Genomic DNA, 14,215 nt, shown 5'->3' with positions numbered 1-14,215 from the left:
GCGCATGATTCGGCCGAACCCCGGAACGGGGCCGCACTTGTTCCAATCAGCCTGGCCGCCACGCAGGATTCTTGCCCTACGACGCGCGCCCTTGCCTCCGCCGCGCTTCGGGTGATGCTGGGCGCGGTGGCGGGAGCGATATGCATGGCGGATGCGACAATTCAGCAGGCGGCGGGATTCTGCCACCGGCGGGTGGGGGACATCCTGGTCACCGCCCTGAATGACGGCCACCAGGACGCGCCGCTTTCCACCATGGCCGGCATCGCGACGGAGCAGGCTGCCGCCCTGCTGCACGCCGCCTTCCGCCCGGTGCCGCGGCGCACCGCCGTGAACGCCTTCCTGATGCGCAGCGGCGGACGGATCGCGCTGGTCGATACCGGCTGCGGCCCGATCAAACCGACCACCGGGCGTCTGGCGGCGAACCTCGCCGCCGCCGGGGTGGCGCCGGGCGCGATCGACACGGTGCTGATGACGCATCTGCACCCCGACCATTTCGGCGGGCTGACCGGTGCCGACGGTGCCGCGTTGTTCCCCAACGCTACCCTGCACCTGCACGAGGCCGAGCACGCCCATTGGCACGACGATGCCGCGATGGAACGCGAGGACCCGTCCCGCCGCGCCGCCTTCTTCCATGGCGCCCGCACCCGGCTGGCCGCCTATGCCAGCTGCACCAGCCTGTTTACCGGCGGCGAGGTCTTTCCGGGCGTCACCGCCCTCCCCCTGCCCGGCCACACCCCCGGCCATACCGGATTTGTGGTCACCTCCGGGCAAACATCCCTGCTGATCTGGGGCGATATCGTGCATGTGCCGGAGGTGCAGGTGCCGCGGCCGGAGGCGACGATGGCGGTGGATGTGGACCCTGGCCAGGCCGCAGCCACCCGCCGCCGCATCTTCGACCAGGTGGCCGCGGACCGGCAGGCGATTGCCGGCATGCACCTGCACTTCCCCGCCTTCGCGCATCTGGCCCGCGACGGCGCCGGCTACCGCCTGGTGCCGGATGCCTGGTCGATCGATCTGGACGGAGACCTCTGATGCCCTGGATCGCCACCCCCGACATCGCCCTGCGCTACGAAATTTCGGGCGAGGGCCAACAGGTGCTGCTGCTGCTGCATGAGATGGGCGGCTGCCTGGAAAGCTGGGACCGGGTGCTGCCCCTGCTGCACCCGCATTTCCGGGTGCTGCGCCACGACCAGCGCAATGCCGGCCTGTCCGAAAAGCCGCCCGGGCCGATGACGCTGGCGCAATCCGGCAATGACGCGGTGGCGCTGCTGGATGCGCTCGGCCTGACCGATCCGGTGGTGGTGATGGGCACGGCGGTGGGCGGCGCAGTCGCCCTGCATTTGGCCGCGGCGCATCCCGGCCGGGTGCGGGCCGCCATTGTCACCTCCCCCGCCACCGGCCTGCCGGAAGCCGCCCGCGCCGCCACGCTGGAGCGCGCGGCGCTGGTGGAGCGGCAGGGCACGCGCGCCGTGGTCGATGCCGGGCTGGACCAGGCCTATCCGAAGGTTCTGCGCCGCGATGCCGCCCGCTTCGCCGCCACCCGCGCCCAGCGCCTGGGCGCTGATGCCGGCGGCTGGGCGGCGACGATGCGGATGCTGGCGGGGCTCGACATGGCCGCCGACCTGGCCAGCATCGCCTGCCCCGTGCTGGTGCTGGCCGGCATCCACGACCACACCCGCCCGCCCGACCGCGTCGCCCCCGTCGCCGATTCCATCGCGGGCGCGACCTTCCGCGTGGTGGAGAGCGGCCACTTCATGGCGATCCAGACGCCGGAGTTGCTGGCCGCCGAGGTGCTGGGCTTCCTCGCCGATCAATAGGCGCCGGTTCAGTAGGCGGGGGAGGCTTCCGTCACGGAGACATGCGCGGACACAACCTTCCAGCCGACATCCGGAAGCCGCACCCAGGTCTGGCTCTGCCGCCCCGGCATGTCCCGTCCGCGCATGTCGAATTCCAAGTTCACGGTGGCGAAATCCCAGCCCAGCGTGGTGATCACCAGCCGGCGCGTCGCCAGCTTGATGCCGGGCCCCGGCGGGCGGCGCACCCGATGCGCGTGGATTTCGTCGAAGCCATAGCCATTTTCATGGATGGCGTAGCGGATGGTATGCGGCGACTGCCAGAAGGTGGCGTCCAGCACATCGACATCTTTGTCGATCAGGGCCTGTTCGTAGCGGTCGAACAGCACGCGGATTTCCGCGACGACTTCCGGGATATTCACATCCATCAGGCTTTCTCCATCTCAAGCGCCGCACGCAGCAGCAAGGTGTCCGCGCCCCGCGCCGCGATCAGCGAGAGGCCCACCGGCCGCCCCGCCACCGTCGCGCCCGGCAGGCTGACCTGCGGATGCCCCGCCAAGCCACCCACGGCGCAGAGGCTCAGGATCTGGTCGCGGATCGGGTTCAGCGCCGGCAGCGGCAGCCCGGCCTTGGGCGCCGGGAAGGGCGTGGTCGGCATGGCCAGCACCGTGCCGGGCGGCAGCAGGTGGCGCAACCGGCCGCGCACCTCCTGCCGCGTCGGCGCCGCCCAGCCGCGCTCGGCCTCCGGCGTCGCGGCGCCCATCACCAGGCCGCGGGCGACGGAGAAGGCGAAGCGCGGATTGTCGCGCTCGATCCATGCCCGAAAAGTCTCCCACGCCTCCACCGGTTGCAGCGTGCGCTGGGCGCGGCCCCAGGCGACCAGGCCGGGCGGGGCCAGCACCTCCTCCCGCCAATCGGGGATGATTTTCTTCAATCGGTCCAGCATGGGCGCCAGCGCCGCCGCAGTCTCGGCCTCAGCGAAGCCGAAGGCATCGACGGCGATGATCAGCCGGGTGGGCGGCGTCTCCGCCACCTTGTCCTGAAGCAGCACCTCGGACACGCGGGCGAAGGTGGCGGCGTCGCGGGCGAACCAGCCGGTGGTGTCGGAGCTTGGCGCCTGCGGCAGCATGCCGGCCAAGTTCATCCGGCCATGCGTCGGGCGAATGCCGTAGAGCCCGCAGAAGCTGGCCGGCACGCGGACGGAGCCGCCGGTATCCGTGCCCAGCGCCACCTCGCAAAGCTCCTGCGCCACGGCGCTGGCGGAGCCGGAGGAGGACCCGCCCGGCACATGGCCCGGCGCGGCGGGGTTTGTGGGCGTGCCGTCAAAAGGGTTCTCGCCCAAAATGCCCAGCGAGACCTCATCCGTGATGGTCTTGCCGATCAGCGTGGCGCCGGCATCCAGCAGCGTCTGCACTGCCCAGGCATGGCGTGCGGGCACCGGGTTCTGCCGCGCCCAATCGGGATTGCCGCCGCCGGTCGGGTGGCCGGCGATGTCGAACAGATCCTTGGCCGCGAAGCGCAGCCCGGAAAGCGGGCCGCCGGGGCGACCCTCGATATGGATGTCGGTGCCGGGGACGAAGGGGGACATGGCGGATCCTGCGCTGCGCCGCACAACTATGCCGCAGCCCGCCCGGCCTGTCGCGCCACCGGCGGCGGGTTTCAGCGCCGGATCAGGATGTAGTTCACCGTCAGGTCGATGGTCACGCCCTCCGGGCCGGCCGGCGGCGGGAAGGCCGGCAGTTGCGCGCCGCTGAACGGAAAGGTGGTGCCGAAATTCAGCGAGGGCGAGCCGGAAGGGCCGGTCAGCCGCACGCTGCGCACCCGCCCATCCGGCCCGGCGATGACGCGGACGCGCACGGTGCCCGACTCACCCTCCCGCAACGCGCCCATCGGGTAGCTGATGTTCTGGTCCAGCCAGCGGCGGAAGGCGGCGCGCCAATCGGCGCCGACCTGGGCGCCGGTGACGCGCAGATTGGCATCCGCGCTGGCCTCCCCTTCCACCATGCGCGGATCGAAGCTGAGGTCGAGGCCGCGCGCCACAGGGCGGCCCGAAGGGGCGGCGGGCCGCGCCGGCTGGCCGAGCTGCACCCCGCCCGGCGCCCAGATCACCCCGGGCGGCAGCGATGGCGCGGCGCGGCGGGGTGGCGGCGGCGCAGGGGGTGGTGGTGGCGGTGGCGGATCATCCGATACGGGCGGGTCCCGGGACTCGGCAGGCGGGGTGGGCGCGGGCGCGGCGGGGGCCGTCTGAGGCGGGGCGGGCGCGACCTGGGGCGGTGCCGGCGCGACCGGGGCTGGCGCAGGTATGGCCGGGGGTGGCGCAGGCGCGACTGGGGCGGGCCCGGGTGCGATCGGGGGTGGCGCAGGCGCGGCCGGGGCGGGCGCAGGCGCGGCCGGAGGCGGGGCGGGCGCTGCCGGGGGCGGTGGCGCAGGCGCTACCTGACGCGGTGCCGGTGCGGCCGGTGCCGGTGCGGCCGGGGGCGGCGCAGGCGCGGCCGGGGGCGGTGCGGGGGCAGCCTGGGGCGGGGCGGGCGCGGCCGACGGTGGCGCCGGGGCCGGCTGGGGCGGCGCTGGCGGGGGGGTTGGCGGGCCCGCGATACCAGGGGGCGGCTCCGCAGCCGGCCGCAAGGCGCCCCCGCCCTCGAACACCACCTCGACCGCCGGCGGCGGCAGGTCCTGCACCTGGCGCGGGCGGGCGATGAAATACAGCGCCAGCAGCCCGTGCAGCAGCAAGGAAGCCAGCAGCCAGGCCAGGATCCATCGCCGCCGCCCCGAACCTCGCGGCAGCAGCCGACCAAAGGACTCGCCCCCGCCGGCCGGCAGCAGCGCCGGGTCGCGCCGGACCGGCACGCGGGGCGTGGCGTGGAATCGTGGCAAGGTTCTGGGGGACGTGTGGGAGGCGTCTGGCACGGTGCCCGATATGAAGCGCCAGCCGCCATAGAGCATCCCGCGCCGCCACGGAAATCAGCCCCCGGTGAATAGCCGGGGGACCTGGCCTCCTACGCCGCCTGTAATTCCGCCCCGCCATCCAGGATGCCGCGCGCCACCAGCTCCGCGAAACTGCCGGAATGCGCCACCTTGCCGCGTTCGATCACCAGGATGCGGTCGGCGCCGCGGATCGTCTCCAGCCGATGCGCGATGACGATGCGCGTGCAGGTCAGGGATGCCAGGGTGCGCGTCGTCACCGCCTGGGTCGCCGGGTCCAGCGCGCTGGTCGCCTCGTCCAGGATCAGCACGTCCGGCTTGTTCACCAGTGCGCGCGCCAGCAGCAGCCGCTGCACCTGGCCGCCCGAGAGCACATGCGCCGCATCGGCAATCGGCGTGCGCAGGCCGAGCGGCATGGCGCGCACATCATCCGCGATGGCCGCCGCCGCCAGCGCCTGCCAGATCTGCGCCTCCGTCGCTTCGCTGAAGCCGCGCAGCACGTCCAGCAGCGCGCCTGGCGGCAGTTGCGCGCCTTGCAGCACGGTGCCGATACGCCGCCGCAGCAGGCCAAGGTCGAGCGAGACCAGGTCCTGCCGGTCGAAGGTCACGCTGCCGAAGCGCGCGCGTTCCAACCCCAGCAGCAGCCGCACCAGCGTGGACTTGCCGCAGCCGGAGCGCCCGACGATGGCGACGAACTCGCCCGGCTCGATGGACAGGTTCAGGCCGGAGAACAGCGGCGAATCCGCGCCCTCATAGCCGAAGGCGACATTGGTCATGGCGATGGCGCCGGTCAGCCGGCCCGGGTCGATGCGCCCGGCCGTCGGTTCCGGCTGCGCCTGCAACAGCGGCAGGGCGTAGCTCCGCATCGCATACAGCGGATAGAAGCCGGTGAAGGCCTGGCCCAGCCCGTTGGCGGCGCCATTGGCGATCATGAAGGCCATCAGGAAGCCGACCACCGCGGCGTTGTTCGGCGCATTGGCGCCCGACATGAACAGCAGGAACAGCAGCCCGACGCCGAAGAAGGACAGGAAGGCGGCGGCGGAGGCGAGCCAGGTGTCGATATGCTCCTCCACCAGCTTGGTCCGCCGCATGCCGACGAAGCGTTCCGCCCAGGCGCCGAGCAGCCGGTGTTCCACGCCGGCCAGGCGCAGCTTGGTGATGCCGCCCACCGCCTCGATCGCCAGGCTGTCCGCCTGGCCGGATAATTGCTGCCCGGTCTGCTGCACGCGGGATTTCAGGATGCCGCCGGCCACCGCGACGCCGAGCTGCACCGCCAGGATGCCCAGCGCCACCAGCGCCGCGATCGGGTGGTACAGGAACAGCATGGCCATGGAGGTCGCCAGCGCCGCGCCGTAGCCCATCACGGACAAACGAAACCCCTGCATGCCGAGTGGCAGCGACAGCGCCACATTCAACCGTGATGATATCTCGGACGGCGTGAATTTCCGAAGCACCGGCATCGGCAGCCGCAGCAGCCGGTCCCAGAGCCCGGCATGCAGCGGCGCTTCCGCGGTGGCCGTCAGCCGATGCTTGGCGATGTCGCCTGCCATCTGCACCACGAAGTTCGCGAGACCCACACAGGCGAGTGCAATGCCCAGCTCCATCAGCCCCATCCGGTTGCCGCCCGGAATCAGCGACCCGGTGGCGAAGGACATGGCGATCGGCATGCCCAGCCCGAGGAACGCGCCAAGCAGCGCCGCGCCCAGTGCCAGCCCGCGATCGCCGCGATTGGGCAGCACGAATCGGCCCAGCGCCTCCACCGTCAGTTGCTGGTCCGAAAGCGGCTCGATCATCGTCCAGGCGCGGGTTTCCAGCCGGTCCGCCAGCGCCGCATTCATCGGCTGCGCGGCCACGCCGAAGCCTTGCAGCACATAGCCGCCCTTGCGCGGCAGCAGCGCAACCGGCTCCCCCTCCAGATGGCCCAACAGCGGGCCGAGGTTGCGCCGCCACCATTCCGCCGGCAACGCCACCGGCCGCAGCCGCAGGCCGGAGGCGCGGGCGATCTCGTCCATCGTCGGCGGCGTGTCGATATCCTGTTCGCGCAGCCGGGTCGGGCGCTGGATGCGCGGGCGCATGCGGGCGGCCTTCGCCACCGTGACCATCGCCTGGAACAGCGGCTCCGCCGGCCCGGCTTCCACCGGCTTCGCGGCCACCTGCGGCGCCGGCGCGTGCAGCAGCGCGGCGGCGAGTTCCGTGGTGCGCTGCGCGGCTTCCGCATCCTGCTGCGCGCGCTGGCCGAGCCTTCCGCCTTCGTCGATCTCGGCCAGGCTGCGCAGGCTGGGCAGCATGGCGACGCAGGCATCGGTGAAGGCGGTGATACCCTCCACCGCCGCCGCCATCAGGGAGGGCGGCGGCGCGCTGAGCACCAGCGCATCCAGGTCACCACCGGCAACCAGCCAGCCCTCCGGCGGCAGCGGCAGCAACCCGCCCACCGGTTCCAGCCCCAGCAGCATGCCGCAGCCCGGCGGCAGTTCCAGCCATACCCCCTGCCCGCGCGCGGTGGCGGATTGGCGCTCCGCCAAATGCAGCCTTCGGCCCGGGCGGGCCACCTTGTCGATGTTCGACGGCCGCCAGAGCCGCGCCCCCATTCCGCCGGCCAATGCGGAGGCCCAGAGCTGCATCGCCTCGACCTGCGCCTGGTGCCCGCCTAGCGCCGCAAGTTGCGGCAGGCGCCGCAGCCTGGCGCCGGCGGCCGGGCGCAGCACCAGGCATTCCAGATCCGGCCCGTGGCCCACCACCAGCGTGCCAGGCCCGATGCGGCCGATGAACAGATGCGGGCCGGGCGGCACCTGGCCAGGCTCGCGATCCTCCAGCCCGCCCTGGGCTGCGAAGATGTCGGCCTCCCCGGCTTCCAGCAGCCAGAAGGCGCCGGAGTCCGCCAGGCTGCGCGGCGGCTGCTGGAAGTGGGGGTCGGGCTGGCCCGGCAGGCCGGAGGGTACGAAGGCGTCCATCTCAGGCCCCAATCTCGGCCATGGCCGGCAGCATCAGCGTGGCGAAGGCGCCGCGCCGTGCCGCGAGTTCCGCCGGCGGCCCCATCTCGACGATCGCGCCACGCTCCATCACCACCACACGGTCGCAATCGCGCAGCGGCGCCAGGCGGTGGGCCACCACCAGCATGGTCGCGCCACGCCGGCGGATGTTGGACAGCAGCTCCGCCTCCGTCTGGTCATCCAGCGCCGCAGTCGCCTCGTCGAACAGCAGGATGCGCGGGTCCTGCACCAGGGCGCGCGCAATCTCGATGCGCGCGCGCTGGCCGCCCGAGAGGTTGGTGCCGCCGCCGGCAATCGGGCAGGCGTAGCCCTCCCGCCGCTCCAGGATGAAATCGTGGATGACGGCGTCGCGCGCCGCGGCGTGCAGCCGTTCCTCGGACACGGTCGGGTCCCACATCGCGATGTTGTCCCGCACCGTGCCGGTGAACAGCGTGGCCGTCTGGTCCACCACCTGAAGGCTCTGGCGCAGCACGGCGCGGGGGATGTCGCGCAACGGCTTGCCATCCAGCAGCACCTGTCCCGACCACGGCTCGTGCAACCCGGCCGCCAGCAGCGACAGCGTGGATTTGCCGGAGCCGGAGGCGCCGACGATGCCGACACGCTCCCCCGGCTCCACCACCAGCGAGACGCCGGAGATCAGCGGCGTGGCGCGGCGCGAATGGCCGAAGGTGACGTCGCGCAGCTCGATCCGTCCATCCAGGCGGCGGATCAGCCGCGGGGCGGCCGGGGGCTTGGTGAACTCCTCGGCCAGCGGGTGCTGCAAGGTGTCGCCCAGCAGGCGCAGGCTGGCGCCGGCTTCCTGCATGCGCGGGCCAAGCTGCACCAGGCGGCCGACTGGCGAGAGGAACACCGCCAGCAGGAATTGGAACGCCACCATCGCGCCGATCGACATCTCGCCACCGATCACCAGCCCACCACCAATGGCGAGCGAGGTGGCGGCGGCGACCGCGGTGGCCAGCCCCGGCAGGTGCCGCAGCGCGGTGCGGCCCAGCATCAGCGATTGCCGCAGGTTCAACGCCCGCGCACGGCGTGCCATCAGCCGGTCGAACAGCAGCGCCTCGCTGCCGCTGGCGCGGTAGCTTTCGATCATGCGGAGCCCCTGCTTGGCCTCCGCCGCCTCCATCGCCTGTTCGTTCATCAGGCGCTGCTGATCCTCCTTCAGCCGGGCCGAGAGGAAGACCAGCGCCAGGGCCAGCGAGGCCGCGGCAGCGAGCGCCACCAGGCCAAGCCGCAGGTCGAACAGCAGCAACATCGCCAGGTAGATCGTCGCCATGATCAGCGCCAGCATGGTGCCGCCGATTTCACCGGCGACGATACCCGCGACCCGGTCGTTCAGCATGACGCGATCGGCAATGCTGGCCGGCCCGCGCTGGCCGTAGAAGGACATCGGCAGGCGCAGCACGCGTTCCATGAAGCCGATGCCACCGGCCACGGCGACGCGGGTTTCCAGATTGTGCTGCAACGTCTTCTGCATCCAGGTGCACAGCGCCGCGAAGGCGCCGACACCCACCATCACCAGCACCATCGGCCACAACCAGGCAATCACGCCGGCCGAGAGGATGCGGTCCATGAAGACCTGGCGGAAGGACGGGCCAAGCACACCCGGCAGCGCCAGGATCACGCTGATACCGATGGCCAGCAGCACCGCGCGCCGGCAGCCGCGCAGCCGGTCCGCCAGGCCGCGCATGGCGCTGGGTGGCGAGCCGCCCTTCCTGAAATCCGGCCCGGGCTTCAGCATCAGCACGATGCCGCTGAACTGCCGGCGCAATTCGCGATCATCCACCCGGCGCCGGCCACGCGCAGGATCATTGAGCTGCCAGCTTCCGCCACGCTTCCCTTCCAGCACCAGGAAATGGTCCATGCCCCAATGCAGGATCACCGGGCCTTCGACACTGGCCAGCGCCTCCGGCTCGCCCCGTACGGCGCGCACCTCAAAACCCATCTCGCGCGCAGCCGCGGCAATATGCTGCGCCTTGCTGCATCGCGGGAGACGCCGCAGCGGGCGCGCAGATCCTCCAGCGTCAGCCACAACCCGTGATGCGCGGCGATGATGCCGAGCGCTGCGGCACCGCATTCCGCCGCCTCGATCTGCAGGATGGTCGGCGTGCGCATGGCCTTAGCGCGCCTCGGCCATGGCAGCGCGCGGCGGCGCCGCGACGGTGGTGGCGGGCGGCGCGGCAGCCACGCGCACATCCTCGCCCAGCCAGCGTTGCAGCGCCGGCAGGCCGAGCGAGATCATCCGCACATTCCGCACCGTCGCCTGCATCGCCACCGGCGTGCCGCCCTCGATGGTGAAGGGCGGACCGTTCCCGGCGGACCAGCGCAGCCCGCCCTGCGCGTCGCGCTCCATCACGATGTTCACCTCGAACAGCGTGCGCTGGTTGCGCTGGAATTCCGTCACCAGCGCGTCGTTCTGCAAGGTCCGCAACATGCCGGCGGAGGAAGCCGGCGTATCCGCCACCCGCACCACGCGGCCCACCAGATAGCCATATTCCTGCTGCGGCGCCGTGGCGGGCGACAATTCCACCGCCATGCCCGGCTGCAGCTTCTTGCCATCCTGCGCGCCGACATAGATCAGCCCGACCAGCCCGCCGGCCTCCGCGCCCGGCACGTCGCTGCGCACCAGAGTCAGCAGCGGGCCGCCGCGGCTGACCACCTGGCCGGTATTCGCCTTGGCCTCCACCACCCGCCCGTCGAAAGGCGAGACGATGGCGCCCATGCGGCGGATGCGTTCGTTCAGCGTGGTCACCTGGCGTTCCGCCTGGGCGACGCGCTGATCCGCCACCATCAGGTCCTTCTCCCGCTGGGTCTGCCGCATGGCGGCATCCAGGCCGAGCACGCGATGGTCGTTGCGGACCGTCTCGATCTGGTCGCGGATGGTGAACAGCTCCACCTGCGCGCCGATCGCGCGGTCGCGCGTGGCCAGCGACCGCGCGGCCAGGTCGCGCACCACCTGTTCGCGTTCCGTCATCAGTCGCAGGCGTTCCTGTGCGGAGCGCAGGGTCTGCGTCAGCCCCTCCTCCCGCGCCATGCGCCAGGCGCGATCGGCTTCCGCATCGCGTTCCTGGAAGCGCAGCACTTCGGCCCGCGCCGCCTGCGCGTCGCGCAGCTCACCCTCCGCCGCGGTCAGCAGCAGGCGCTGTTCGGCTTGGTCAACCACCGCGACGATGCTGCCGGCGGTGACGTTATCACCTGGCGCCACCAGCATCTCCACCACGCGGCCTTCGGTGTCGGACACGATGTCGGTCAGCCCACCGGCGGACAGAAGTATGCCCTGCCCGCCAATCTTCACCGGCACATCCGTGGTGGCGGACCAGGTCAGCAGCCCGATGACCAGCGCCGCCAGCCCCCACCACAGCACCATCAGCGGCGGCTGCACCACCTCCAGCGCATCCTCGACCACGGTGACGGAGGTGGCGGAGGCGACCGCCTCGGCGCGGAAGGGCGGTGGGCTGGCGGGCGCGGTCATGCAGAAATGTTCCCTCTCGAAGCGGGCAGGTCGCGGGTCCGGCGCCGCATCACGCGGGCCGGACCGCGGGGGATCAGAACCTGAACTTCTTCTTGATGGACTTGCCCACCTTCTTCGCGGCATTGCCGGCGGACTTCGCAGCCGAGGCCGCAGCATCCGCCGCCACCTTGGCCTCCGCTGCCGCCTTATCCGCCACGGCCTTGGCCGCCGCCGCGGTCGCGGCGGCCTGGGCCGCTGCCTGGGCCGCCGCCTTTTCCGCGGCCGCGCGCGCTTCCGCCGCGGCACGTTCCGCGGCCGCACGCGCTTCCGCCTCGGCACGTTCGGCGGCCGCACGCGCTTCCGCCTCGGCGCGCTCCGCCGCCGCACGCGCTTCCGCCTCGGCGCGCTCCGCCGCAGCCTCCGCCTCCGCCGCGGCCTTTTCCGCCGCCACCTGCGCCTGCGCCTCGGCCAGCGCCGCCGTCTCGGCGCCCGCATCGCCCACCGCGTTCACATCGACGGTGCCGCTGACGCCGACATTCACGCCACCCAGCAGCAGCGAAACCTCACCGCCCACGCCGATGGTGATCTCGCCATTCTCGTAGCCAGCCTCAACCTCCGCGCCGACGCCCGCCGAGCCCGGATCGACATAGCCAACCGAGGCGGTGCCGGAGCCTTCCTCGCCGCCGATCGTTGCTTCCACGGTGATGGAGGCATAGGCACCCGCCATGATCTCGGCCTCCGTCTGCACGCCCTCCGCGCCGTAGGAGACATTGCCCTCGACGCCGGCCTTCACGCCCACTTCGGTGGTCGTGGTCGTGGTCGCGGTGGTGCCGTTGCCCAGATTGTGCTCGGTCGCGACCTCCACCGTCACGCTGCCGCCGATGCCGGCCGAGGCGCCGACGCTGATGCCGGTGACGCCCACCTCCGCCACCACTTGCGCGCCGGCGCCGGCTTCCAGCGTGACCGTGGTGGTGACGTTCCCTTCCGTCACGCTGCCGGTGGCATACACGCCGGCGCCCACGCCCGCCCCGGCGCTGGCGCCGGTATGGGTGACTTCATAGCCCGCCGCGGCGCCCCAGCCCGCGCCGGCTTCCAGCGTGACGCCGTTCACCACGATGCTGGTCGAGACCTGGTCCCCGGTGGACGCGCCGCCGCCGACGATCGTCGGGCTGGTCAGGCTGGCGCCATACTCCGCCTCATCCTCCTCGCCACCGCCGGAGGTCGGCGTGGCGCCGGTTGAGCCGCTGCCGCCGACGACGGAGGCCAGCGTCGAATCATCCAAATCGGACCAAACGTTGTTGTCAGGCGGGGTCATGGGAGGGATCCTTCGATTTCGACGCATCCCGCCGCACGTTGCTTCATGGTATAAGCAGGCGCAGACCGGATGACTTCCGTTATTCTGACTGGGTATCCTTTATGATTGATGTACTGGACCGCTACTTGCGTTCGTGAAGCAAGACATTGTGGTGCACTTCATCAATCACGCGGCAGCAGCCGTTCTACCCGAAAACGGTTCTCGCCATTCGCGCGGTCATAGCGCTGCGCGTCCGTCATCTCCCGCACCAGGAACATGCCCAGGCCCCCGATGGCGCGGTCATCCAGTTCCGCATCGATATCGGGCGCCGCCTGCGCGGTGGGATCGAAGGGCACACCATCATCGATCGTGGTCATGCTGACATGCAGGCCGGCCGCGCGAGGCTCCGCCGCCAGCTCTACATGGAACTGCGCCTCGATGCCCTCGGGCCAGGCACAGCGTGCGATGTTGGTGACGATCTCCTCCGCCACCAGGCGCCACTGCATCGCCTCCGGCTCCGCCGCCCCGGCGGCCACCAGATGCGCCTCGATGGCGTCGAGCGTGCTTTCCACCGCCGCGGGCGCGCGGTCGCAGCGCAGCCGGATCGCGGCCATGTCAGGGTGCGACGGCAGCGAGGGCGGAGGCTTCGTCGTCGCGGATGGTCACCACCTTGTCGAAACCAGACATGGCGAAGACTTCCCGTACGGTCGCCTGCAATCCGAACAGGGACACGGCGCCCCGATTGGCCTTGGCCAGTTTCGCCGCCATCAGTACCACGCGCAGCCCGGCGGAGGAGACATAGGCCACCTGCGTCATGTCCATCGCGACGCGCCGGCCCTGGCGGACCTCCGCCGTCAGCTTGCGTTCCGCATCCGCCGCGGTCCCGGTATCGATGCGGCCGCTGACACGATGGATCAGCGCGTCCCCATGCACTTCGGTGGTCACGTCCATCAGACCGTCTCCTTTTCACGCGCGTGCAGAACGGGTGCCGCATCCGCCCCGCGCCAATGCAGCGCCACCATGGTGATGTCATCCGCCTGCGGCTCGGTCTCCGCAAAGACCTCGACGTTTTGGGCCACGGCGTCCACGAGGCTGGCGGGTTCGCCGTTGCGCGGATCGGCAACGATGGCGGCGAGCCGCGCATCGCCGAACATCGCGTCGTTCGGGCCCATCGCTTCCGTCACGCCATCGGTGAACATCAGCACATGGTCGCCGGCTTCCAGCACGAGGGTCTGGTCGGCGAAGTCGATGCCATCCATCACGCCGAGCGCGATGCCGACCTCCACGGGCAATTCCCCCTCCCGCCCATCCGCGCTGCGCCGGCGTGGTGCGTTGTGGCCGGCATTGGCGTAGCTCAGCAGGCCGCTGCGGCAATCCAGCACGGCGACGATGGCGGTGGCGAACATCAGCGTTGGGTTATCCGCCGCCAGCGTGTCATTGGCCTGGACCAGCGCCTCCGCCGGCGTGGCGCCGCGGCCCATGGCGGCACGCAGCAGGCTGCGGGCCATGGCGATGAAGATGGCAGCGCCGACGCCCTTGCCGGAGGCATCGCCGATCATCAGCACCAGCCGGTGTTCGTCCAGCATGAACAGGTCGCAGAAGTCACCGCCCACTTCCTTCGCCGGCACCATCGCGGCGTGCAGGCGGAAGCAGGGGCGTTCGGGATAGGTGGTGGGCAGCGACGAAAGCTGGAGCCGCCGCGCCACGTCCAACTCCTCCCGCATCCGGTTGAACTGCAGCCGCTCATCCAGCGCCTGGCGCACCAGCG

At 71.5% G+C, this 14,215-nt stretch carries 12 protein-coding genes and 1 pseudogene; 2 read left to right on the top strand and 11 right to left on the bottom strand.

The window, feature by feature from the left end; translation table 11 throughout:
• Positions 1-144: 144 nt before the first annotated feature.
• On the top strand, positions 145-1,032 hold the full coding sequence (locus tag ACFHNC_RS19395) for an MBL fold metallo-hydrolase (protein ID WP_437170888.1): 888 nt from the start codon (positions 145-147) through the stop codon (positions 1,030-1,032).
• Entirely contained in the window at positions 1,032-1,817 is a 786-nt protein-coding gene (locus tag ACFHNC_RS19390) for an alpha/beta fold hydrolase (RefSeq protein WP_437170887.1), read from the top strand. The genes ACFHNC_RS19395 and ACFHNC_RS19390 overlap by 1 nt, the downstream gene beginning before the upstream one ends.
• A gap of 8 nt (positions 1,818-1,825) precedes the next feature.
• Here the strand turns inward: ACFHNC_RS19390 and hpxZ are convergent, their stop codons facing one another.
• From hpxZ to ACFHNC_RS19335, 11 genes and pseudogenes are all read right to left on the bottom strand, one after another.
• Positions 1,826-2,221 (bottom strand): oxalurate catabolism protein HpxZ, encoded by a 396-nt coding sequence (gene hpxZ / locus ACFHNC_RS19385; RefSeq protein ID WP_437170886.1) that lies wholly within the window; start codon positions 2,219-2,221, stop codon positions 1,826-1,828.
• Positions 2,221-3,381, bottom strand: a complete 1,161-nt coding sequence (locus ACFHNC_RS19380; RefSeq protein ID WP_437170885.1) for an amidase — start codon at positions 3,379-3,381, stop codon at positions 2,221-2,223. The genes hpxZ and ACFHNC_RS19380 overlap by 1 nt, the downstream gene beginning before the upstream one ends.
• A gap of 71 nt (positions 3,382-3,452) precedes the next feature.
• The gene (locus ACFHNC_RS19375; protein WP_437170884.1) at positions 3,453-3,902 is read right to left on the bottom strand and encodes a TonB family protein; all 450 of its coding nucleotides are present in this window, start codon (positions 3,900-3,902) and stop codon (positions 3,453-3,455) included.
• Between the two features lie 887 nt (positions 3,903-4,789).
• On the bottom strand, positions 4,790-7,666 hold the full coding sequence (locus ACFHNC_RS19370) for an ATP-binding cassette domain-containing protein (RefSeq protein WP_437170883.1): 2,877 nt from the start codon (positions 7,664-7,666) through the stop codon (positions 4,790-4,792).
• Position 7,667: 1 nt separating this feature from the next.
• Positions 7,668-8,510: an ATP-binding cassette domain-containing protein gene (locus ACFHNC_RS19365; protein WP_437170952.1), complete on the bottom strand. Its 843-nt coding sequence runs from the start codon at positions 8,508-8,510 to the stop codon at positions 7,668-7,670.
• 39 nt (positions 8,511-8,549) lie between these two features.
• Positions 8,550-9,817 (bottom strand): annotated as a pseudogene (locus ACFHNC_RS19360) (cysteine peptidase family C39 domain-containing protein); the annotation flags it as partial.
• Positions 9,818-9,821: 4 nt separating this feature from the next.
• On the bottom strand, positions 9,822-11,174 hold the full coding sequence (locus tag ACFHNC_RS19355; RefSeq protein ID WP_437170882.1) for an NHLP bacteriocin system secretion protein: 1,353 nt from the start codon (positions 11,172-11,174) through the stop codon (positions 9,822-9,824).
• Between the two features lie 73 nt (positions 11,175-11,247).
• A complete protein-coding gene (locus tag ACFHNC_RS19350) occupies positions 11,248-12,468 on the bottom strand; it encodes a hypothetical protein (protein ID WP_437170881.1) in 1,221 nt (406 codons plus the stop codon).
• Positions 12,469-12,629: 161 nt separating this feature from the next.
• The gene (locus ACFHNC_RS19345) at positions 12,630-13,061 is read right to left on the bottom strand and encodes an ATP-binding protein (RefSeq protein WP_437170880.1); all 432 of its coding nucleotides are present in this window, start codon (positions 13,059-13,061) and stop codon (positions 12,630-12,632) included.
• 1 nt (position 13,062) lies between these two features.
• Positions 13,063-13,398 carry an STAS domain-containing protein gene (locus ACFHNC_RS19340; RefSeq protein WP_305669923.1) on the bottom strand — a complete coding sequence of 112 codons (336 nt, stop codon included), beginning with the start codon at positions 13,396-13,398 and terminating at the stop codon, positions 13,063-13,065.
• On the bottom strand, positions 13,398-14,215 hold an 818-nt coding region (locus tag ACFHNC_RS19335; protein WP_437170879.1), incomplete at its 5' end, for a PP2C family protein-serine/threonine phosphatase. The genes ACFHNC_RS19335 and ACFHNC_RS19340, both read right to left, overlap by 1 nt.

The sequence above is a fragment of the Falsiroseomonas sp. E2-1-a4 genome, from assembly GCF_051433165.1.
Lineage (GTDB): Bacteria > Pseudomonadota > Alphaproteobacteria > Acetobacterales > Acetobacteraceae > Falsiroseomonas.
Note: the sequence above shows the minus strand (reverse complement) of the source record. Positions and strands in the feature narration are given on the sequence as shown.